Annotated in this window: 16 protein-coding genes, 1 tRNA gene and 2 pseudogenes; 6 read left to right on the top strand and 13 right to left on the bottom strand. The window is 65.0% G+C overall.

Annotation, left to right across the window (positions count from 1 at the left end):
- Positions 1 to 37: 37 nt before the first annotated feature.
- Positions 38 to 304: a hypothetical protein gene (locus tag BRC58_00295; protein PSP19581.1), complete on the bottom strand. Its 267-nt coding sequence runs from the start codon at positions 302 to 304 to the stop codon at positions 38 to 40.
- A gap of 48 nt (positions 305 to 352) precedes the next feature.
- On the opposite strand from BRC58_00295, the pseudogene BRC58_00290 reads away from it, so the two are divergent.
- Positions 353 to 933 (top strand): annotated as a pseudogene (locus BRC58_00290) (2'-5' RNA ligase).
- On the opposite strand, the gene sppA reads toward BRC58_00290, so the two are convergent.
- The 6 genes from sppA to BRC58_00260 all read right to left on the bottom strand — a co-directional run bounded on the left by sppA (position 914) and on the right by BRC58_00260 (position 6,881).
- A complete protein-coding gene (gene sppA, locus BRC58_00285) occupies positions 914 to 2,707 on the bottom strand; it encodes a signal peptide peptidase SppA (protein PSP19580.1) in 1,794 nt (597 codons plus the stop codon). The pseudogene BRC58_00290 and the gene sppA overlap by 20 nt on opposite strands.
- A 76-nt stretch (positions 2,708 to 2,783) precedes the next feature.
- Entirely contained in the window at positions 2,784 to 3,329 is a 546-nt protein-coding gene (locus tag BRC58_00280) for a bifunctional pyr operon transcriptional regulator/uracil phosphoribosyltransferase PyrR (GenBank protein ID PSP19579.1), read from the bottom strand.
- A 60-nt stretch (positions 3,330 to 3,389) separates the two neighbouring features.
- A complete protein-coding gene (gene cobD, locus BRC58_00275) occupies positions 3,390 to 4,358 on the bottom strand; it encodes a cobalamin biosynthesis protein CobD (GenBank protein PSP19578.1) in 969 nt (322 codons plus the stop codon).
- A 9-nt stretch (positions 4,359 to 4,367) separates the two neighbouring features.
- A complete protein-coding gene (locus tag BRC58_00270; GenBank protein PSP19577.1) occupies positions 4,368 to 4,811 on the bottom strand; it encodes a transcriptional regulator in 444 nt (147 codons plus the stop codon).
- Between the two features lie 16 nt (positions 4,812 to 4,827).
- Positions 4,828 to 6,057 (bottom strand): DUF445 domain-containing protein, encoded by a 1,230-nt coding sequence (locus tag BRC58_00265; protein PSP19576.1) that lies wholly within the window; start codon positions 6,055 to 6,057, stop codon positions 4,828 to 4,830.
- Between the two features lie 74 nt (positions 6,058 to 6,131).
- Positions 6,132 to 6,881, bottom strand: coding sequence for a bifunctional demethylmenaquinone methyltransferase/2-methoxy-6-polyprenyl-1,4-benzoquinol methylase UbiE (locus tag BRC58_00260; protein PSP19575.1), 750 nt, complete (start codon positions 6,879 to 6,881; stop codon positions 6,132 to 6,134).
- Between the two features lie 200 nt (positions 6,882 to 7,081).
- Here BRC58_00260 and BRC58_00255 point away from each other — a divergent pair, with 200 nt between their 5' ends.
- Positions 7,082 to 8,134, top strand: a complete 1,053-nt coding sequence (locus BRC58_00255; GenBank protein PSP19574.1) for a glutathione-dependent reductase — start codon at positions 7,082 to 7,084, stop codon at positions 8,132 to 8,134.
- 10 nt (positions 8,135 to 8,144) lie between these two features.
- Here the strand turns inward: BRC58_00255 and murQ are convergent, their stop codons facing one another.
- From murQ to BRC58_00235, 4 genes are all read right to left on the bottom strand, one after another.
- Positions 8,145 to 9,053, bottom strand: a complete 909-nt coding sequence (murQ, locus tag BRC58_00250) for an N-acetylmuramic acid 6-phosphate etherase (GenBank protein ID PSP19573.1) — start codon at positions 9,051 to 9,053, stop codon at positions 8,145 to 8,147.
- Between the two features lie 24 nt (positions 9,054 to 9,077).
- The gene (locus BRC58_00245) at positions 9,078 to 9,449 is read right to left on the bottom strand and encodes a DUF3110 domain-containing protein (protein ID PSP19572.1); all 372 of its coding nucleotides are present in this window, start codon (positions 9,447 to 9,449) and stop codon (positions 9,078 to 9,080) included.
- Between the two features lie 96 nt (positions 9,450 to 9,545).
- Positions 9,546 to 10,268 carry a D-alanyl-D-alanine dipeptidase gene (locus tag BRC58_00240; GenBank protein ID PSP19571.1) on the bottom strand — a complete coding sequence of 241 codons (723 nt, stop codon included), beginning with the start codon at positions 10,266 to 10,268 and terminating at the stop codon, positions 9,546 to 9,548.
- On the bottom strand, positions 10,255 to 10,509 hold the full coding sequence (locus tag BRC58_00235; protein ID PSP19678.1) for a membrane protein insertion efficiency factor YidD: 255 nt from the start codon (positions 10,507 to 10,509) through the stop codon (positions 10,255 to 10,257). The genes BRC58_00240 and BRC58_00235 overlap by 14 nt, the downstream gene beginning before the upstream one ends.
- Before the next feature lie 113 nt (positions 10,510 to 10,622).
- On the opposite strand from BRC58_00235, the gene BRC58_00230 reads away from it, so the two are divergent.
- The gene (locus BRC58_00230) at positions 10,623 to 11,264 is read left to right on the top strand and encodes a phosphatidate cytidylyltransferase (GenBank protein PSP19677.1); all 642 of its coding nucleotides are present in this window, start codon (positions 10,623 to 10,625) and stop codon (positions 11,262 to 11,264) included.
- Between the two features lie 42 nt (positions 11,265 to 11,306).
- Positions 11,307 to 11,380 (top strand) — tRNA-Lys (locus BRC58_00225).
- A 74-nt stretch (positions 11,381 to 11,454) separates the two neighbouring features.
- Here the strand turns inward: BRC58_00225 and BRC58_00220 are convergent.
- The gene (locus tag BRC58_00220; GenBank protein ID PSP19570.1) at positions 11,455 to 12,501 is read right to left on the bottom strand and encodes a fructose-bisphosphate aldolase class I; all 1,047 of its coding nucleotides are present in this window, start codon (positions 12,499 to 12,501) and stop codon (positions 11,455 to 11,457) included.
- Between the two features lie 230 nt (positions 12,502 to 12,731).
- Here BRC58_00220 and BRC58_00215 point away from each other — a divergent pair, with 230 nt between their 5' ends.
- On the top strand, positions 12,732 to 13,634 hold the full coding sequence (locus tag BRC58_00215) for a ketose-bisphosphate aldolase (protein PSP19569.1): 903 nt from the start codon (positions 12,732 to 12,734) through the stop codon (positions 13,632 to 13,634).
- Here the strand turns inward: BRC58_00215 and BRC58_00210 are convergent.
- Positions 13,631 to 14,467 (bottom strand): annotated as a pseudogene (locus BRC58_00210) (hydrolase). The gene BRC58_00215 and the pseudogene BRC58_00210 sit on opposite strands and share 4 nt — an antisense overlap.
- Positions 14,468 to 14,633: 166 nt before the next feature.
- Here BRC58_00210 and BRC58_00205 point away from each other — a divergent pair.
- On the top strand, positions 14,634 to 20,735 hold the full coding sequence (locus tag BRC58_00205; protein ID PSP19568.1) for a hypothetical protein: 6,102 nt from the start codon (positions 14,634 to 14,636) through the stop codon (positions 20,733 to 20,735).
- The last annotated feature ends 33 nt before the right edge of the window (positions 20,736 to 20,768 follow it).

Here is a 20,768-nt window from a genome sequence, read left to right as displayed (position 1 = left end):
ACATGGGGCGCTGGCCCCTGCAAAAGCCGCATGCGCGCTATTCCACGACAACGCGCCACTCGTGCAGCTCGTAGCGAACGCAACCGTTGGCGATCAGCGGATCCTGCTCCACGATGGCCTGGGCGGCTTCGCGCGAGGCCGCCTCAAAGATGAGCATGCCGCCTGCCGCATCGGCCCAGTAACCGCTCCGGGCGCGATGGCCCTGCTGGTTGAGCTCGCGCACGTAGGCCTTGTGAGCGGGGACGAAGCGATCGAAGGTGGCTTTATCGACGATGCCTTGCTCGATTTTGACGAACAGGGGCACGGCCAGAGCATGCTAAATAGGAACTGATGGCATTGTAGGGGACTGGCTGTGGCTGGCGATCGCTGCCTGGGCCTGATTGCGCTGCTTCCGCCCAAGCGCGTGGCGCGCGAGATCGAAGCGATCGAGCAGTACTTTGCCCGGACCTACGGCAGCCGCCACGCCCTGAAGTCACCGCCTCACCTAACGCTGCAGCCCCCGTTTCGCTGGCCGGTCACCCAGTGGAGCCCCCTCGAGGAACGCGTGCAGCAGTTTACCCAGGGCCATCCGCGCTGGCGCTGCAACTGTCGGGCTTTGGGGCTTTTGCACCGCGCGTTATTTACGTCGCGGTTGCCAAGACCCCCAAGCTGGAAGCCCTCCACCGAGCTCTGGTGGCTTCGCTGTCCGATCCGCTGGGCATCAGCGATCCCAAGGCCAAAAAGCGCCCGTTCAATCCCCACATCACCGTCGCGCACCGCGATTTGAGCGAGCGCGCCTTCCACCAGGCCTGGCCGGCGTTTCGCCAGCGCGAGTGGCGCGAGCGCTTTACTGTCTCGCAGCTGACGCTGCTGGCCCATAACGGGCAGCAGTGGCAGGTCAGCCGCGAGTTCCCGCTCCAAGGAGCGGAGGAGCCTACTCGATCTGGAGCTTGAACGGCAAGCGAGCATAAGCGCCGTGGGGATCGTTGAGCGTTGCCAGCACGGCGGCTTCTGGGCGCCAGCGGCGCCATGCCTGCCCCATCAAGCGGCGCTCGAGCGGCAGTTCCAGCGCTAGCTCAGTCTGGCCCAGCAGCGCCTCCAGAATCCGTTGCTCCAGCGAGCGCTGCTCGGGATAAACGCGCACGGCCCAATCTTGGCCCAGCTCGGCTGCTTGCGCTGCTGTTTTGATGGCTGCATCGACTCCACCCAAGCGATCGACCAGGCCGCGCTGTTGGGCGGCTCGGCCGGACCAAACGCGCCCACGCGCGAGCTGAGCGACACGCTCGCGCGATAGCTCGCGCGATCGGGCAACGCGCTGGAGAAAGCGGTCGTAGATGCGCTCGACTTGCTGCTGGTAGACAGCCAGCTCTCGCTCGGTTTTGGGGCGCGCAACTGTGGTGATATCGGCTAACTCGGCGGTTTCAATGGTCTCGACGGTGACGCCGTTATCGTTGGCGAGGTTCTGGAGGTTGGGCAGGAGGCCAAACACCCCAATCGAACCGGTCACTGTCGTGGGCTGGGCCAAGATGGTGCTGCCGCCGGTGGCGATCCAATAACCGCCCGAGGCAGCCGTATTGCCCATGGAGACAACGACCGGCTTGCGCTCGCGCGCAAGCTTGAGCTGGCGCCAGATGGCCTCTGAGGCGACCGCGCTACCGCCGGGGGTATTGAGGCGCAGCACGATCGCTTCAACGGCCTCGTCTTGGCGCAGGTCGCGCAGCTGTCCGACCAAGCGCTCGCTACCGATGGTCTGCAGGGTGCCTTCGCCGCTGACGATGGGCCCATCGGCGCGGATCAAGGCGATCTGGTTGTTGGCGTCGCGCTGCCGCTCGGCCACCACAGGGGCCTGGGCGTAGGCGCTCAAGCCCAGATGCGGAAACGACTCGGGCTCGGTGGATCCCGAGATTGTCTGCAAGCGCGCGCGCACGCGATCGCGATAGGCGACCTGGTCAATCAGGCCGGCTTCGCGTGCTTGCTCGGGCAGCAGCGTGCCGCGCTCGTCGGCGATGGCCTGCAGGCGCTGTTCGCTCAAATCGCGGCTCTGGCCCACCGCCGAGCGGAATTCGTTCCACAGATCGCCCAACAGCGCTTGCGTTTGCTGCCGGTTCTGGGGGCTATAGCCCTGTCGCGTCAGCGGCTCGACAGCCGATTTGTAATCGCCCACCCGGATCACCTGGATGCCAATCCCCAGGCGCTCGAGCGCACCGGCAAAAAAGGCCTGCTGGTTGCTAAAGCCGTTCCACTCCAGCGATCCCACCGGCGCAATCGCGATCCGATCGGCCACCGAGCCCAGGTAGTACTCTTTTTCGCTCCAATCGCTATCGGCAGCCACAATGGGCTTGCCGCTCTCGCGGAATGCCTGCAGCGCCTGCCGGACTTCTTGGAGCGCGGCATAGCCGCTATCGTTGCCCCCGCCACGGTTACCGGCCAACCACAGCCCGGCAATCCGGTCGTCCTGGGCAGCGGCCTCGATGGCCTCAGTTGCCTGACGCACAGTCAGCACAGGCGGACCATCATCGGTCAGAGCGCGACCGAGGGTCGTGGGGGGCTCGGTCTCGCGAATTTGACTCGAGAGGTCAAAACGCAAGATCGTGCCGCTCTCCACTTGCGGGCCGGTATCGCGCGAGGCGATCCCCACGAGCAACGCAATCGCGCCGCCCATTCCCAAAGCAAAGAACAGCGCCAAGCCGGCAAAGCTAGCCAGCGCTTGTCGTAGAAAGCTGCGCATGGTTGGGGAGGTAATCGGCAGGACACGGCACCCGGGCTGCGGGCGCGAACACCGCCCATCCTACCGGGCACCGGCCTTAATCGGGGGGAGCTTTCTGTAAGGTTACGGCCGTGCGGCCGTCGGTCGCCTCCAGTGCCACCTGGACCTGCTCCTCCAGGGCCGTGGGGAGCGTTTTGCCGGTAAAGTCAGGGTGAATGGGGAGCTGGCGGTGACCGCGATCGACCAGTACCACTAGCCAGATGGCCTCAGGGCGGCCGTATTCGGTGATGGCATTGAGCGCTGCCCGCACGGTGCGCCCCCGATAGATGACATCATCAACCAGCACGACAATCCGGCCGGTGAGATCGCAGGGAATGTCGCTCTGGGCAGGCGGCCGCATCCCCACCCGGTCGAGGTCGTCGCGGTAGAAGGTGACATCGAGCGCGCCCACTGGCAGGCGGACTTCTTCCAGGCGCTCGATTTGCTCTGCCAGCGAGCGCGCGAGCGGCACGCCGCGCGTCTGCACCCCAATCGGCGCCAACCGGTCCAACGTTGGCGCTACTTCCACTAGCTGAGACGCCAGGCGCTTGAGGGTGCGCCGGATCTCCTCGGCCGATAGGATCTCGATTTCGGCGGCCGACATGGCAGCCGAGCCCGCGCGATTGCCAATCGGCTCATCCTAACGCGATCACCAGGTAGGCAGTTACAGTACCTGGGCGCCCAGCACTCCTGCCACGCCCAGCAGCAGCCCCGCCAGCGCGCAATCGCGGGTCAGCCGCAGCGCGCGCTCGACGTGCACCGGTGCAATGGGCTCGAGGGGCTCCCCCAGCAAGGGCTTGTCGGTCCGGATGCCGCCGTACCAGTTGGGCCCGCCCAGCTGAATGCCCAGCGCAGCCGCGTAGGCGCACTCGCTCCAGCCCGCGTTCGGGCTGGGATCGCGGGGGGCGTCGCGATAGCACCAGCGCCAGACGCGCTTGAGCTTGCCCGAGCGCAGCGCCAGCGCCACCACGGTCAGGCGGCAGGGCAACCAGCTCAGGCCATCCTCCAGGCGGGCGCTGGCCCAACCCAAATCGGTGTAGGGCTCGCGCCGGTAGCCCACCATCGAATCCAGGGTGCTGGCCGCTTTGTAAGCCATTGCCAGGGGCGCACTTCCAATGCCAGGTAGGAACGCGCCGGCAATGGCATAAAACAGTGGGGCCATGACGCCGTCGGTGGCATTCTCGGCCACGGTTTCGACCGTGGCGCGCCGGATCTCATCCGGCGACAGGCCGTCCGTATCGCGGCCGACGTATTGCCCCAGCCGCTCGCACGCCTGGGCCAGCTGCCCGGCCGCCAGCGGCTGCATGATTTCCTCAGCTGCCGCGCGCAGGCTGCGGCCAGCCAGGCAGCTCGCGACCAAAACTGCCTCAATACCGCTACCCAAAAGGGGCTGGATCGCAGCTGCCCCGCGCACCAGCAGCCAAGCCGCCAGCCCGCTGGCCAGCACCAGCCCAACGGCAAGGCCTGCCCCCGCCCAGCGGCGCCCGAGTGGGTGTCGCACCCGCTGCTGCAGGATGCGGGTGCTGCTGGCGATCGCTAGCCCCATGCCGCGGACAGGATGGGGCCAACCGGGCGGATCGCCTAAGAGGCGGTCCAAACCGGCAGCCAACAGCAAGACCCAGGCAGCAACCATGGCAGCGACTCAGACGACAAAGTTGGTGCCTTCGCCCTGCGCGGCTTGCCAACTGCGTGCGTCGTAGTAGAGGTCGGCTAGCGTGATGCCGTAGAGCGCCTCGGTCAGCTTGCGGTGCAGCTGCTGCCAAACGCTATAGGCAACCCAGTCTTCGGCCCGCTCGGCCTCGGGGGTGCGGGCGGCGAGCGGATCGGCGGTCTCGCCGACGGCTTCCAAAATCTGGCCCAGCGAGATATCGGTCGGCGGTAGCGCGAGCCGGTACCCGCCGCGGGCGCCGCGCACCGAGCTCACCAACCCGGCGCGGCGCAGCTCGATCAAAAGCTTTTCCAAATAGGGGGCTGGAATGGCCTGCCGGTGCGCGATCGCAGCTGTCGAGGCGGTCGCGCGAGCAGGCTGCAAGCTCAAATCGAGCAGCGCCTTGACGCTGTAGTGGCCGCGGGTGGTGAGTTTCATGGTGCTGCCGCAGCACTTACCGCAAATAGATCAGCGTCGCCTGCAGGATCCCCACCAGGAACCCCAGCGCGCCTCCCAAGTTGACGATCGCGCGCAGCTCGCGCCGCACGATGCCCTGGATGTTGGCTTCTAGCTGCTCGGGGGAGGTGGCGTTGACGCGCTCGACGATGGTCTCATCGATCGCCAGAATGGGCACGATTTGGGCCACGAGATTGCCCAAATCGCGCTCCAGGTAGCGCTCGAGCACCAGCGCCAGTTCTTCGCTGACCACCTCTAGCGACGCGTTCATGGTCTCGGAGGCTTGCAAGCGCCGCACGAGCAGTACAGCGACATTGTCCCAATCGAACGATTCGCTCAGGCCGCGCAGGGTCGTTGCCCCGCGCTCGCGCAGATAATCGCGAATGGTCTCGCGCGTGGTGGCGCGCAGCTGCCGCACGGTCGAGACCGGCAGGTTTTGTAGCGACAGCTCCTGCAACCATGCCTGCAGGCGATCGCGCACCTGAAACGACTGCACGATCTCGGCCAGCCGGGCGTTGGCGGTCTCTTTTTCATCCAGGCAAAAGGCCCGCAGGCGGGTGAGGATGTTGCGCATCCCAATCACATTGGCCACAATCCAGTAGGCGCCCGTGCTGCGGCGGCGCGAATAATCGTCGATCAGTTCGATGTTGCGATCGGTAAGAACGTCGACGATCGCTTGCCGCAGGACGTTGGGCGGCAGTGCCTCTTGCAACAACCAGTCCGAGAGCTGGCGGGCTTGGGTTTCGGTGAGCCGGAAATCCAGCAGGACCTGGTCGAAGATGCGGTCGATCTGCTGCTCGAGAAAGTCCTCGCGCCGCGCCAAAACCCTCACCAGCCGGGGCAATGACTCCTCAAACAAATCGCGCAGGATATCGGCTAGGATGCGCGCCGTTCGATCCTGCTTGTCCCGGCCGACTTGCTCGAGGGCCAACTGCAACAGCCACAAGATGGCCGCTTTGACGCGCTCGGTTTGCAGCAGCCGCCCGGCCAGCCGCTGCAGCTCCTCGGGGGTCAGCAGCGACCCCATGATGGTCTGGGAGACGCGCTGAGCCAAGTTGGGCTGGTTGCGCGGGATCAGCCCCGGCGTGAACGGAACTCGCCGGCCGAAGGCATACCAGGGCTTGTAGGGGCGAAACAGCATCTTAATGGCTAAATCGTTGGTGAAATAGCCAATGATGCCCCCCGCAATCGGCGGGACGAGCAGCAGCCAGAACTCAGAGGAATCCAAAACTTGCTCGGCAATGGCGTCAGTAGGCGCGGGCGCCGCGGCGCCCGCTATCCCAAAGCGATGGATGGAGAGCGCTAAGCGGCTCGATCGCCGAACGCTCGCCGCTTGCCTCCCCTATTGTAGGGAGCTGTCTGCAGTACCAAAACGCCCATCAGGCCGTGCGCGATGGGATAGTGAGTTGCCCGAGCGAATCCCGCACGCTCGGCCAGTTGCAGTTGTTGCCCGCGATCCAAAAAACGCTCGACGCTGGCTGCTAGGTAGGCATAATCGGCTTCTAGTCCGAGCTGCCGCGCCGCGGGGACAACCACCGCGTTTAAGTACTGCCGCTGGAACCAGTGCGCCACCGGCGTTTGGGGACGGTTGAACTCCAAAATGGCGGCGCGGGCACCCGGCTTGAGAATGCGATGCAGCTCTTGCAGGCAGCGCAGCCGGTCGGCAACATTGCGCCAGCCGTAGCCCAGGGTGGCGCCGTCAAAGCGCGCCCGGGCAAAGGGCAGATCGAGCGCGTCGGCTTGCAGCCACCGAATGGGGGCAGCGCGGGGCGCAGGCGGCGTTCGCTGGCGCGCGATCGCCAGCTGGGTGGGGGCAAAATCGGCGCCCACCACTTGACCCGTTGGGCCCACGGCATGCGCTAGCAGTCGGGCCAGATCGCCACTGCCACAACACAGATCCAGGACAGTGTCGCCGCGCTGGGGCTGCACCCACTTGACCGTCATGCGCTTCCATATCCGGTGCTGCCCCCAGCTCAACCAATCATTGAGCCGGTCGTAGATGGGGGCAACACGCTCGAAGCGAGCGCGAATGGCGGCCGCATCCGAGTCCACGAGTCCCGTTCGTTCCGGCCAGCGGCCCAACTAACAAAAGCCAGCTAGCACCAGCGGCACGAACAGCAGGGCGGTAATGACGGCTACTGCCGTAGCCGGATCGCTTTGGCGGCGGGGCGGAGGCGCGCTCACCGAGTAGGCTCCTGCCAGTCGCTAGGATCGTAGCAAACGCACGCGTTGGCTGCGCGAGGCACTCGCTCATGGCCCCCTATCGGCAAGCTCAAGCGCTTTTGGCTCAGCTCAAGCGCGGTCGCTCCCTTCCGCCCGGCGCCCTCATCCGCTTGGGTCGCTGGGTTTGGACGGCGATGTGGCAAATCATGATGTCGGAGCTGGCACCGCGCGATTGCGAGGGGGCCTACGTTCGCCCCGAGAGCCAGTTTCGCTGCTGGATCGGTAGCAACCATCCCTACCCCCCCGAAGCCGGACGCTACCGCCTGTATGTGGGCATGAGCTGCCCGTGGGCCCATCGCACGCTGGTGGTGCGCGCGCTCAAGGGCCTCGAGCAGACCGTCCCGGTCTCGCTGGTGGTGCCCTCGCCCGAGGATGGGGGCTGGGTGCTCGAGCGCGGCGACTACGGCTGCCGCCGGCTGGCCGATCTCTACCGCCGGGCCGAGCCTGATTATGCGGGGCGGGCCACCGTGCCGGTGCTGTGGGACGAGCGCACCCAAACCATCGTCAATAACGAAAGCGCCGACATCATCCGCATCCTCAATAGTGCCTTCGATGCCTTTGCCGCCCACCCCGAGCGGGACCTGTATCCGCCCGAGTTGCAAGCCGCCATTGAGGAGTGGAACACTGCCATCTACCCGGCGGTCAACAACGGCGTCTACCGCTGCGGGTTCGCTCAGACCCAGCAAGCCTACGATCGCGCCTGCAGCGAGCTGTTCGCCCAGCTCGATGCCATTGATCGCGCGTTGGCGAACCAGCGCTATCTCTGCGGCGATCGCCTGACCCTAGCCGACGTGCGCCTGTTCACCACGCTGTTTCGCTTCGATGCCGTGTATTTTGGGCTATTCAAGTGCAACCGGCGCCGGATCCGGGACTATCCTCACTTGGGCCCCTACTTGCGCGATCTCTACCAGTGCCCCGGCATCGCCGAGACTTGCGACCTCGAGCGCGTCAAGCAAGACTACTACGGCAACCTCTTCCCACTCAACCCGGGCGGGATCGTGCCGGCCGGGCCGGACGGCAGCGATTGGAACGAGCCGCACGGCCGCCAGGCCCTGAGTGCCGCCGCCGCCTCCCAGGGGTAAGTCCCCTGCGCTACACGCTCGATAGGGCAGCGCGCAGGTTGCCCTGGTGGGCCTCCAGGAGCCGCTCAGCTTGGTGCAGATCGATGCCGCCCCAATGCATGAGCAGCGCGTGCTTGACGCGGTAGTTGCTATCCGCCAGCAGGCGGGCCGCGCTCTCGCCATCCAAGTCGGTGAGCTCCTCGACCATGCGCTGGGCGCGATCGCGCAGCTTGGCGTTGGTTGCCGCCACATCCACCATGCGGTTGCCGTAGGTTTTACCCAGCCGCACCATGACGCCGGTCGAGAGGATGTTGAGCGCCATCTTGGTAGCCGTTCCGGCCTTGAGGCGCGTTGAGCCCGCTAAAACCTCCGGGCCCACTAGCAAGCGGATGTCGATATCGACCTCGGCGTTGGCTTGCTCGGCGGGGACGCAGGCCAGCATGAGCGTCGTTGCCCCAACCGCGCGCGCGGCTTGCAAGGCACCCACCACAAAGGGCGTCGTCCCGCCGGCGCTGATGCCGGCAACAATATCGCCGGCGCGAACGCCGCGCTGCGCGATGGCGCTTGCTCCGTCCTCGCTGCGATCTTCTAGGCCTTCGGCACTGCGGACCAGCGCCTCGCGGCCGCCGGCAATAATGCCCTGGACCAGCTCGGGTGGCGTACAGAAAGTAGGCGGGCACTCGGCCGCGTCCAGAACGCCCAGGCGACCGCTCGTGCCGGCGCCGACATAAAACAGCCGCCCCCCATCGCGCAGGGCAAGGCTGGTTGCGTCAATGGCTTGGGCCAGCGGCAAGCGGGCCGCAGCGATGGCCGAGAGCGTGCAAGCGTCCTCGCCGTTGAACAGATCGACTAGCTCCAGGGCAGTGAGCCGGTCGAGATCGCAGCTGTTGGGGTTGCTTTGCTCGGTTAGCAGGTGTCCGCGCGAGCCCGGTACCTCCATGCCCCTATCTCCGTGGCGGCGGCCTCAGAGGAGCTTTTCCAGGCGCTCGCGCACGCTATCGAGATCGGTGTCTTGTTGCAGTTGCGGCTGCTGTTGCTTTTGGTTGGCCTGCTGCCAGTCTGTCTCGTCCACGCTCTGCTCGGGCGGCGTTACGAGCTGACCTTCATCGATCGTTTCGCACTCGTAGCCCGCTTCGCGGCAGAATGCCTCGATTTCGTCCGAGTCGATTGCTTCCACAGTGGGCTGTGGGAAGTCCTGCGCCTCCAGCATGAGCGCATAGCGGGTGGCATCATCCTCGGAGCGAAACATCAGAACCTTATTGTGGCCGTCGGCTTGGACGGAATGGATGCCTTCGTTTTCCGTGCGAGCGTTAAACAGCAAAACGTACACGCGCATGGGCAGGCCGGTCAACTCGGCGAGAAACGACAGCAGAGGTGGCTTCGTTTTCCTACGGTAGCTGACAAAGCGCTCCTGTGCTACTGCCGCCCGCAGCTACCCCGAGGGTGACTCGGCCCGCCCGTAGTAGGCCACCCAAGCTTGCTGCGGGGCTTCGCGCTGGCGCTGCTGCGCCCACATGCGATCACCGTAGGAAAAGTGCCACCACTCGCGCGGATGGCGCCGGAAGCCCCCCGCCAGCATGACCTCATGCAACAGCTGCCGCTGGGCGGCGTAGCGGCGTCCCGGCTCGCTCGGGCTGCCATCGTAATGCCCGGGCCGCGATCGCGGCGAGAGCTCGTCGATGGCCGAGCCCATATCCAGGGGGTGGCCGTCGCCATCAACGACGGTCAGATCGATGGCGGCGCCGGTGCTGTGGGGCGGCGGCGTTGCCGGATCGATGCTGGGAGGCGCCCAAATTTCGCGCACGCGCGCCCAAAGGGCTTCCCGCTGTGCCGGCGATGCCGCCTCAGGCGAGATGCCTTGCGCCCGCGCAGCCGCCGCAAAGGCTTGCTCGACCATAAACTGCTGCACTGCCAGCGGCCGGTAGGCATCGAAAATTTGCAGGGTCCAGCGCGGGTAGCGCCGCTTGAGATCCGCTCGCGCCTCAAGCAGCCCAGCCAGCACGCTTTGCCGCAGCCAGTAAGGCGATCGGTTGCCGTACGGGGCGCCCAGGCGCCAGTAGGGGTGCGGCGATTCAAAGGCAAACACCTCGGCGGGCAGCGGCACCAGCGGCTCGCCGCACTCGCAAATGGGAATGCGCGCATCAGGGTTGGCGATCGCGGACCTCCTTATCCTCCAGCTCGGCTACCGTTGGCACCGGATCGTAGCCGCCTGGCTGCAGGGGATGGCAGCGCAGCACCCGCTTGAGCGCCAACCAACTCCCCCGAGCGGCTCCGAAGCGCGCAATGGCCTGCAGCGCGTACGCCGAGCAACTGGGATAAAAGCGGCAGCTGGGTAGCAGAAGCGGCGAGATCGCTGCTCGATACACCGTGATCGTGCCCATCAGCACGCGCTTTATAGGCGCCAAGCGATTTAATAGAGTAGGGATACCTCTCAATCGAGTTGAGTGCCTTGCCCGACGTTGCTGTCTGGTCGCCAACGCCCGATGCCTGGCCGAATGCGTTTGGCACCATTTTTGCGTATTTGGCGGGGGTGTTTGCGCTGGCCGAGGGGCTCAACCGCTGGCTCGCTATTGACTCGGAGCTAACGCGCAAGATCGTTCACATTGGGACCGGCAACGTTATCGGGCTGGCATGGTGGCTGCAACTGCCGGCTTGGCTGGGTGTGGCGGCTTCGGCTAGTGCCAGCTTGCTGGCGCTGCTCTCCTACTTTGTCGCGATTCTGCCCAGCATCAACAGCGTCGGCCGCAAAAGCCTGGGGACCTTTTGCTACGCCGTGAGCTTTGGCGTCCTGTTTGCCTGGTTTTGGCCGCTGGGCCAGCCCCAGTACGCAGTCATGGGCGTTGGGATCATGTGCTGGGGCGATGGGCTGGCTGCCTTGGTGGGGCGCTACTGGGGCCGGCATCGCTATCGCATCGGCGGCATGACCAAAAGCTGGGAAGGCTCGCTAATCATGGCAGCGATCACCTATGGCATCAGCAGCGCTGTCTTGGTGGGAACCTTGGGCAATATGGGCGCTGCATGGCTGGCCTCGCTGGCAGTGGCTGCCCTGGCGACAGGCCTAGAAGCGGTTTCCCAATGGGGCATTGACAATTTGACTGTCCCGCTCGGCAGTGCCGCCTTGGGATTCGGTTTGGGGCAGTGGTTGGGATAGGCAGCGGCTGTGCTAGACTTTCAAACCGTGAAAATTCGCCGCGGGTCGGTAGCTCAGCCTGGTAGAGCACTCGGCTTTTAACCGATTGGTCCAGGGTTCGAATCCCTGCCGACCCACATTTGACCTGCAAACGAATCCCCTGGGCTTAAGCTCAGGGGGTCCGTTTGGGATAGTTGCTAGCCGCTAGCGCTTAGACGGTCGCAGGCTGCTTCTCCAGATCGGGAGTGTAGCTGCCGCTGCTGGCGGCGCTGTTGCACTTGGCGCGATGGTGCAGCAGCTGCTGGGACTCGGGAACCTTGGCGCTGTCGCCCTTCCAGTTCGCGAGTGCAGGCTCCTGGATGGCGCGCGCGTAGGAGAAGGTGATGGGCCAGGGAGCCTGCGAGCGCAGCGGCTCGGAGTTCATGGCATTGAGGTGCTCGGCTGCCTCTTGCGGCGTCTGGCCACCGGAGAGGAAGGCAATGCCAGCAACGTCGGCCGGGACCGTCTCGCGCAGGCACTTCACTGTCCACTCGGCAACTTGCTGGATGCCGGCCCGGTTGGGGCAATCCAGCCCGGAGATGACCATGCTGGGCTTGAGCACCATCTGGTCGAAGGCAATGCCGTGGCGGTAGAGGTGGTCGAAGACCGTCCAGAGGGTTTGCTTGGTGACCTCGTAGCAGCGCTCGATGGTGTGATCGCCATCGATGAGCACCTCAGGCTCAACGATGGGCACGAGCCCGCCCTCTTGGCACAGCGCGGCGTAGCGAGCCAGCGCGTGGGCGTTGGCTTCGATGCAGGTGGGCGTGGGAATGCCATCGCCGATGGTGATGACGGCGCGCCACTTCGAAAAGCGGGCGCCCATCTGATAGTACTCGGCGATGCGATCCCGCAGGCCGTCCAGGCCTTCCGTGACTTTCTCCTCAGGGAAGCCAGCCAGCGGTTTGGCCCCCGTGTCAACCTTGATGCCCGGGATGACGCCCTGCTCGTTCATGACCTGCAGGAAGGATTTGCCATCCTGGCTCGATTGCCGGATGGTTTCGTCGTAGAGGATGGCGCCGCTGATGTAGTGGCCCAGATTGGGCGTGGTCAGGATGAGCTCGCGGTAAGCGCGGCGCATCTCCTCAGTGGAGGGGATGCCTTGCTTATCAAACCGCTTGTTGCAAGTCCGATTGCTTTCGTCCATTGCGAGGATGCCTTTGCCCTCGGCAACCATCGCTTGGGCCGTCCGCCGCAATTCCTGGGCGTATTGGCTCTGCATGCTGATACCTCCTTATACTCCGCTACCGCTGTCCCGGGGACGCTTTCCAGTCAAGCAGTATAACGGACCGATTAAAGCATTATTAAGCTTTTCGCTAGAAAATCATAGCGAATGCTCCCAGGTGAGCCAAACAGCCTCCCCGGCATTCCCCTGCTGCCATCAGGCGCCTTGCTGTAGGGTGGCAGGCGAGCGCTCGCGTTGCGAGCGTTGGCGCTGTTGGAGGAGCGATCGTGCTGATTGGAACGGGAGAATTGCTGCAAATTGCGCGCCACAATGCTTTTGCCGTGGGCGCATTTAACGTTTACAACTTAGAAGGCGTCAAAGCGGTGGTAGCGGCCGCCGAGGCCGAGAACAGCCCGGCCATGCTGCAAGTCCATCCCAGCTCGCTGACCTACGGGGGCACGCCGCTGGTGGCGCTTTGCCTGGCGGCAGCCAAATCGGCAGCCGTTCCCATGGCCGTACAGCTCGATCACTGCAGCGAGGAAGCCGACATTCGCACTACCCTTGAGGCCGGCATCCAGTCCGTGCTGGCAGACGGCTCGAAGTGGTCGTTTGCCGACAACTTGGCCTTTACCCGGCAGATGACGGAGCTGGCCCACGCTCGTGGTGCTGCCGTTGAGGCTGAAGTGGGGCGCATCAGCGGCACCGAGGACGGCCTAACCGTGGCTGAAAAAGAAGCCAAAATGACCGATCCCGAGCAGGCGCGCGAGTTCGTGCAACAGACTCAGGTCGATGCGCTGGCGGTCACCATCGGCAACGTCCACGGCACCTACCAGGGCGAGCCCCAACTGGATTTCGAGCGGCTCGATGCCATCCGTCAGGCGCTCAGCCTCCCGTTGGTGCTGCACGGCGCTTCGGGCCTGCCAGCCGAGCTTATCGATCGCTCGATTCAGCTGGGGGTGGCTAAATTCAACGTCAACACCGAGGTACGCCACGCCTACTTAGATTTTTGGCGCGAGTACGGCCAAGCCAACTCGCAAGCCGATCTGCTCGATTGTATGAAATCGGCGACGGAGCGGATGCAGGCCATTGTGGCTGACAAGCTGCGGTTGTTTGGCTCCCGCGAGCGCGCCCCGCTCTACCAAGGGGTCGCCAGCCCCGATCGCTCGGCGCTCTCGGTGGCGGCATCCTAAGCCTCTACCCCTGATGGCGCCGGCCAGCGGCGGTGCTGCAGGCAGGGCAGCTGGCCGCGCACCCGCTCGAGCCGGTCCGGTTCGACAGTTGCAATCGCGGCCCCCGGGCGCTCGCCGGCCTCGGCCAACACTGTCCCCCACGGGTCCGCAATTAGGGCATGGCCGTGGGTCTGGCGCGCGGCATCGTGCTGCCCGACTTGCGCCGGCGCAATGACGTAGCCCGTATTTTCGATGGCCCGGGCGCGCAGCAGGACCTCCTAATGGCCCGCGCCGGTATAAGCAGTGAAAGCAGACGGCACAAAGGCGATCGCGGCGCCAGCACTGGCCAGGTAGCGGTAGAGCTTGGGAAAGCGCACGTCATAGCAGATGGAGAGTCCTAGCGTCCCCTAGTCAGGGGATGCCCACACCGGTGGCGGGGCCGATCCAGGTGCGATCGTGCGGGATTCGCGGTAGGTGCGACCGTCGGGCAGATCGGCATCGAACAGGTGTATTTTGCAGTAGCGAGCGCGCTCGCTACCGTCGCGATCGACCAAAACGGCCGTGTTGGAAGCGCGATTTTCCCCCGCAATGGGAACGGGGAAGCCGCCACCCAGCAGTCTGATGCGGAAACGCTGCGCCACGCGCTGCAAAAAACGCTCGCTATGGTGTGCGATTTGAGGAGCTTGGGCGAGCTTGTCGGCGTCCTCGCCCATAAAGGCAAAGTTCTCCGGCAGCGCCACCAAATCGGCTCCCTGGCGGACGGCGCGCTCAATGTGCACTTCAGCGCGCCTCAAATTGTCGGCCCAATCGGCCGTACTAGTCATCTGGATGGCGGCGGCGCGATAAGCCTCCATGGCTTTGACCCCGCAGGCAATTCGGCATCTCAAGGGCTGGCTCTGCACCGCTGAGGCGGCACAGCGCTTTGCAATCTTGACCTTTTACGCACGCGAGCGGGATCCGGTTACGCTCCGGGCAACCGCGCGCTAGATTGAAAGCACTCCCGTACCTGAATCAGCGCCCATGACGAACGGGCCGGACTCCAACCAGCAACCGGATGCCCCTTCCCCAGGCCGCCCGCGGCGCAGGCGGCAGCTGCTGCTGGGGGCACTGCTGGTGCTGGTGTTGGGCCTAGGCGGCGGCATGGGCTACGCCTGGTTCTTCATCCAGCGGCAGCTGGCCCCGTTTGTCTCGCAAACGCTCAGCAAGGGGTTCGACCGACCGGTCGAGCTGGGCAAGGTCGAGCGGGTCACGCTCAACAGCATTCGCTTTGGCGAAACTCGCATCCCCGCCACCTCAACCGATACCGACCGGGCAACTGCTGAGGCCGTCCACATCAAATTTAACCCGCTGCTGGTGCTGGCTCAACGCACGTTGCGGTTGCAGGTCACCCTAGTTGAGCCCAATGCTTACATCGAGCAAGACAAAGACCGCGGCTGGATCGCGACGCGCTTCAAGCCCGCCAAAAAGCGCGGACCGCTCCGGATCAAGCTGCGGCAGCTGAACGTACGCGATGGCAGCATGCTGCTAGTGCCGCGCTCGGCGCAAGGGGAGTTGCAATCTCCCATCTCCATTGCCCTGCCGCAGCTGCGAACGCGCTTTGGCCCGCAATTAAACCGCATCCAATACCGCATGCGCGCTTTGCTGGGCGAGGCGCAAGACCAGGGCAAGCTCCGCGTTCGCGGTCAGGCCCGCCGCAAGCAGCGCCGAGTCCAAGCCCAGATTGCGGCCCAGGGGGTTGAGGTTGCCCCACTGAACCGCTTGCGGCCGTCTCCCATCGACCTTCGCGGCGGAACCGTCGATGGCGATCTCGAACTTACTTACCAGCGGGGCGAGCCGCTAGCGCTGCAAGGGCAAGCGCAGCTCAACGAGATTAGCGGCCAACTGGCTCAGCTTAGCGAACCCTTTACCCAAGTCAACGGCCCCATTCGGTTCCGCGGCTCGACCATTCAACTTGATGGCGTCTCGGCCCAGTTGGGCAAGCTGGGCGCCCGCGCCGAGGGGACTGTCGATCTGGAATCGGGCTTCGATTTGGCCATCGAGCTCGATCCCACGCCCATTCAGGTGCTGCTGGGACTCGCGCGCGTCGAAGCGCCCCCTGTTCCGCTGGCGGGCATTGTCGGCGCCGATTTGCAAGTGACCGGGCCGCTGGCGACGCCCAATATTGCCATTCAGGCCCGCAACCAGGGCACGGCGCGCGTCGATCGCTTCCGCTTTGAGTCGCTGCAGGCCAATTTGAACCTGCTGCTCGAGCGCGACAACCCGGACGCTCCCCGCCGGGCGACGCTGGCCATCCGCAATTTAATCGCCCGCCCGGTAACGGGCGGTCAGCTTGGGGGCGAAGGCCGGATCGAGCTTGCCCCCACCGGAGGGCTGTCGTTGGACATTAGCGCGCGTAATATCGCCAGCGAGGCGATCACGCGGCGCTATCGCCCCGACCTACCGCTCGCCTTGGGACCGCTCGATGCAACGGCTCGGGTCAGCGGCTCGCTCGACGATCTGCCTGCTGTTACGGTCACAGGCTCAGCCGAGCTCGCCGCCGGTGGCGGCCGCTTGGTGGCCGAGCGCTTTCGCGTCAGCGAGGGGCGCTGGCAGAGTGCGCTCCAAGCTTTAGGGGTCCGGCTGAGCAGCCTGACGGCACTCCCCAAGCGCTTCCAGAGCGGCCAACTCAACGGCCGATTCGAGCTAGCCGGCAGCTTGAGCGAGTTGCGGCCTAGCGCCATTCGCGGGACAGGCTCGGCCAACTTGCTGCTAGCAGGCGGCAGCATTGTGGCCCAACAACTGCAGCTCCGGCAGGGACGCTGGCGCGGCCAACTGCGGGCGCAGGGCGTGCGAATCGAGCGGCTGGTGCCGCAGCTCTCGCCGCAGCCGAATGCTCCCCTATCGGGCAGCTTTACGCTGGCTGGCAGCCTAACGGATCTATCGCCCAATGCCCTTCGTGCGCAGGGATCGGCTCGCTTGCCCATTGCAGGCGGCACCGTCCGGGCTAGCAGCTTGCAGTTGCGCAACGGTCGCTGGCGAGCCACGGTCTTGGCCGATGGCATTCGCACCGAGCAACTCTCTGATCGCTTGCCCAGCCAACTGCAAGGACCGCTCAACGGCCGCGTGGCGCTGCAGGGAAGCCTGAGCGAGTTGAGCGCGCGCGGTGTTGGCGGCCAGGGCTCGGTCCGCTTGAGCGGAATTGCCGGCGGCACCGTCCGGGTGCCCGATCTGCAATTTGCCGACGGCCGCTGGCAAGCCACGCTCGTTGCGAGCGGCTTGCGCGCCGAACAACTCTCGGATCGGCTGCCGCCGCAAGCGGAGGGTCGCCTGAGCGGCCGCTTCAACTTGGCCGGTAGCCTCACCAACCCCAGCCTAGCCACCATTAGCGCGCGCGGCTCGGGGCGTCTGGCCGGTATTGCGGGTGGCAACATACAGGCGAGCCAGGTGCGCGCTGGCGGCGGCAACTGGCAGGCCAACCTAGTTGCTGATGGCGTCCGAGTGCGCCAGCTCAGCGATGCCTTGCCGCCGCAAGCAGAAGGTCGTCTGAGCGGCCGCTTCAACTTGGCCGGCAGCCTGACCAATCCTAGCCTTGCCAACCTCAGCGCTCGCGGATCGGGGCGCCTAGCCGATATTGCGGGCGGAACCATCCGGGCGGACCAGGTGCGCGCTGGAGATGGCAGCTGGCAGGCTGACCTAATCGCCGACGGCGTCCGGGTGCGCCAGCTCAGCGACGCCTTGCCGCCGCAAGTTGGGGGGCGCTTCAACGGTGAGTTTGCCCTACAGGGCAGCCTGGCCAACCTGAGCCCTCAAAGCATCAGCGCCCGCGGCTTGGGCCGCTTGAGCGATGTTGCTGGCGGAACCGTCCGGGCCACCCAGGCCCGCCTCCAAAACGGCGAATTTAGCGCCACCCTGCTGCCTGATCGCATCCAACTGGGACGCTTTTCGCAACGGCTCGATAGCGAACTCTCGGGCGGCACGGTCGAAATTCAGGGCAATCTGGCCAACTTGAGCCCGAGCGCCATCCAAGCGCAAGGCCAGCTGCAATTCGAGCAGGGGCTGGCGATTGTCGATCGCGCCTTGAGGACTGACTTTCGCTGGGGCAACGGCCGCTTGCAAATCCGCGAGCTCGCGGCTCAGGGGCTCGAGGCCAGCGGTTTTGCCGATCTCGATCTGAACCAGCGCGGGGCAGCTTTGGTCGAGCGCTTCAACTTTGAGGTGGATGCCGATGGGCTCAACCTTGATCGCCTGCCGCTGCCGCAGTCGGGACCGGCAGCTGCAGTAGATGCCAACGGCCTGGCCAGCTTCGACGGCACCCTGCGCGGAACGCCGACGGCCCCAACGGTCAACGGGGATGTGGCGCTGCGCGACTTCAACGTTAACGATCTGAGCTTTGCGCCGCTTCTGGAGGGCACGCTAAGCGTTTCCCCGCAGCAGGGAACGCAGCTGCGCCTCAGCGGCGACGGTGATCGCATCCAGCTTGCGCTTGCCCCCGACTTTCACCCCAACAGCTTCCTGGTGCGCAGCCAGCAAGCTCGGATCGAGGGCGAGCGCCAGGGCGACATCCTGCAGGTGACAACGCAGGACCTGCCCATGCAGCTCGTCCAAACGCTCGCGCCGCTGCCGCCCACGCTAGAGGCGCAATCGGCCTCCGGCAAAATTGCCGGCGATCTCGATATCAACCTCGAAACATTGGGCGCTTCGGGCGATTTGACCGTCACGGATCCGTTTTTAGGTGGCTTCTCCGGCGATCGCCTGCAGGCCGATTTTCGCTATCGCGACGGCACGCTCCAGCTCGAGCAAGGGCAGTTCCGCAAAGGCGAAAGTCAGCTCCAGGCTAGCGGCCGCCTCGCGCTCGCCCCTAGCGGACCGAAGTTCCGCGGGGAAGCCGAGCTCGTGCGCGGCCGGGTCCAAGACATCCTAACGGCACTGCAGGTCTTTCGCCTCTCGGACTTGCAGCGCGGTGCGGCATTCCCCGACTATGCTGAGGCCAGCGAGCTCAACCTGAGCCCCATCGATGTCCAGGGGATGCCGCTGGAGGACCAGCTCCGCCGCCTGGCCGAGATTCAGGCGCTGCTGGCCCAGCAATGGGCCGCTCGCGAGGACCAGTCGCGACTGCCGCCGCTCGCCGAGGCTGAGGGGCAGCTCTCGGGAACGGCAACCTTTAGCGGCGGTCCCCAAGCAGGCATCGAGGCCCAGTTCGACGTCCAAGGCCAGGATCTGGACTGGGGGCCTTACCAAGCCCAACGCGCGGTCGCCCAAGGGCGATTTGCCGACGGCCAAATTAAGCTGCAACCCGCGCGCCTGGAAGGATTGGGGCAAAAGGAGAGTGCCATCACCTTAGTCGGCACGCTCGGGGGCGAGTCGCAGTCCGCTCAGTTGCAAGTGACCGAGCTGCCGGTCTCGCTGCTGCGCGAAACCATCGAGCTGCCGGCTGGCATTGAGGTTGAAGGGAACATTAACGGGCAAGCCACGATCGCGGGTAGCCCAAGCAATCCCCAGACGCGCGGCGAACTGACCCTGACCGAGGCCACGCTCAACGGCGAGGCCTTGCAGTCGGTTGAGAGTAGCTTTCTGTACAGCGATGCCCGGCTGGCGTTTTCGGCGGAAGGGATGCTGCGCGAGCAAAGCGAGCCGCTTGTGGCGCAAGGGAGCATTCCCTACCAACTGCCATTTGCCACCCAAGCCCCCGAGAACCAGCAGTTTGAGGTCTCGTTTGACCTGCAAGATGAAGGGCTGACCCTAGTCAACATTCTCACTCAGCAGCAAGTGCAATGGGTCGAGGGTCAAGGCCAGGTGCAGCTCGATCTGGCCGGCACCTTCAATCCCCAGCAAGGCGGAGTTAGCAACCTCACCACCGATGGCAGCGCTCAGCTTGCGGACGCCGTCCTGCGCGCTCAGGCCCTGCCCGAGCCGCTCACCGAGGTTAACGGGCAGGTTAGCTTTGACTTCAATCGCGTCAATGTCGAGCGCCTGCAGGGACAGCTAGGGGGCGGAACGGTTTCTGCGCAAGGGACCTTACCGCTCAATGAGCCCGAACCGCAGCAGAATCCGCTGACTGTCACCCTCGATGGGCTCGATCTCGCGCTCCAGGAGATCTATAACGGCGGCGTGAACGGCCGCATCCGCCTGACGGGCACTGCGCTCGAGCCCACGCTCGGCGGGAAGGTCACGCTCGCCGATGGCAAGGTCCAACTGCAGCAGCGAGGTGAAGGCGAGGAGGGCAGCAGCGCTGATAGTGCCGATGGGGCGGCTCAAGGCAATAGTGCGGCCGAGGGCAATGGAGCTGGCTTTCGCGATGCCATTACGTTCAACGACTTTCAGGTTGCCCTCGGGGAAGGCGTACGCGTGGTGCGCCCACCGCTCATTAAGTTTGGGACTAGCGGGCAGCTAACGCTGAACGGCCCCCTCAGCGACCTGCGCCCGCAAGGAACCATTGCCCTAGAGAGCGGGCGCATCAGCTTGTTTACCACCCGCTTCCGCCTCAAGGACGGCTATCCCCAAACGGCAACCTTCGTGCCCAGCCAGGGGCTCGATCCCACCCTAGACGTACGCTTGATCGCCTCGGTGGTCGAATCGAGCGGTAGTTCCTTGGTAAGCGATGCGCAGGGGTCCGAAATCGTGGGGCGCCGCAAAATTCCCACTGGGACAGTGGGTCGGTTTGAAACGATCGATGTTGAGGCCACCGTTCAGGGGCAAGCGAGACGCCTGCGCGAGAACCTCGCGCTGAGCAGCAACCCGTCACGCAGCGAAGACGAGATTGTAACGTTGCTGGGTGGTAGTTTTGTTGGCGGTGCTAGCGCCGATCGCGGCACGCTCGGCCTAGCCAAGTTTGCCGGTTCGGCTTTGCTCAACCGCTTTCAAAACACCATCGGCGAGGCCATCGGCTTGGATGAACTCCGCCTCTCCCCGACCTTCGTTCCCAGCGACGAACGCAAGGAAGGGGACGCCGTTTTGGGCTTGGCTGCCGAAGCGGGGATCGATCTCAGTGATCGCCTTTCGTTCTCGGTCCTGAAGATCTTCAACAGCGAGCAGTCCCTGCAGTACGGCCTGCGCTACCGCCTCAACGAGAATACCGTTCTGCGCGGCGCGACCGATCTATCGGGCGACAATCGCGCCGCGATCGAGTACAACCTGCGGTTCTAGCGCTCAGGCAGCGCCAGACCAGGCAGGGGCGCT

The sequence above is a fragment of the Cyanobacteria bacterium QS_8_64_29 genome (genome assembly GCA_003022125.1).
Classification (GTDB): Bacteria; Cyanobacteriota; Cyanobacteriia; order Cyanobacteriales; family Rubidibacteraceae; genus QS-8-64-29.
This window is presented reverse-complemented; position numbering and strand designations above follow the sequence as displayed.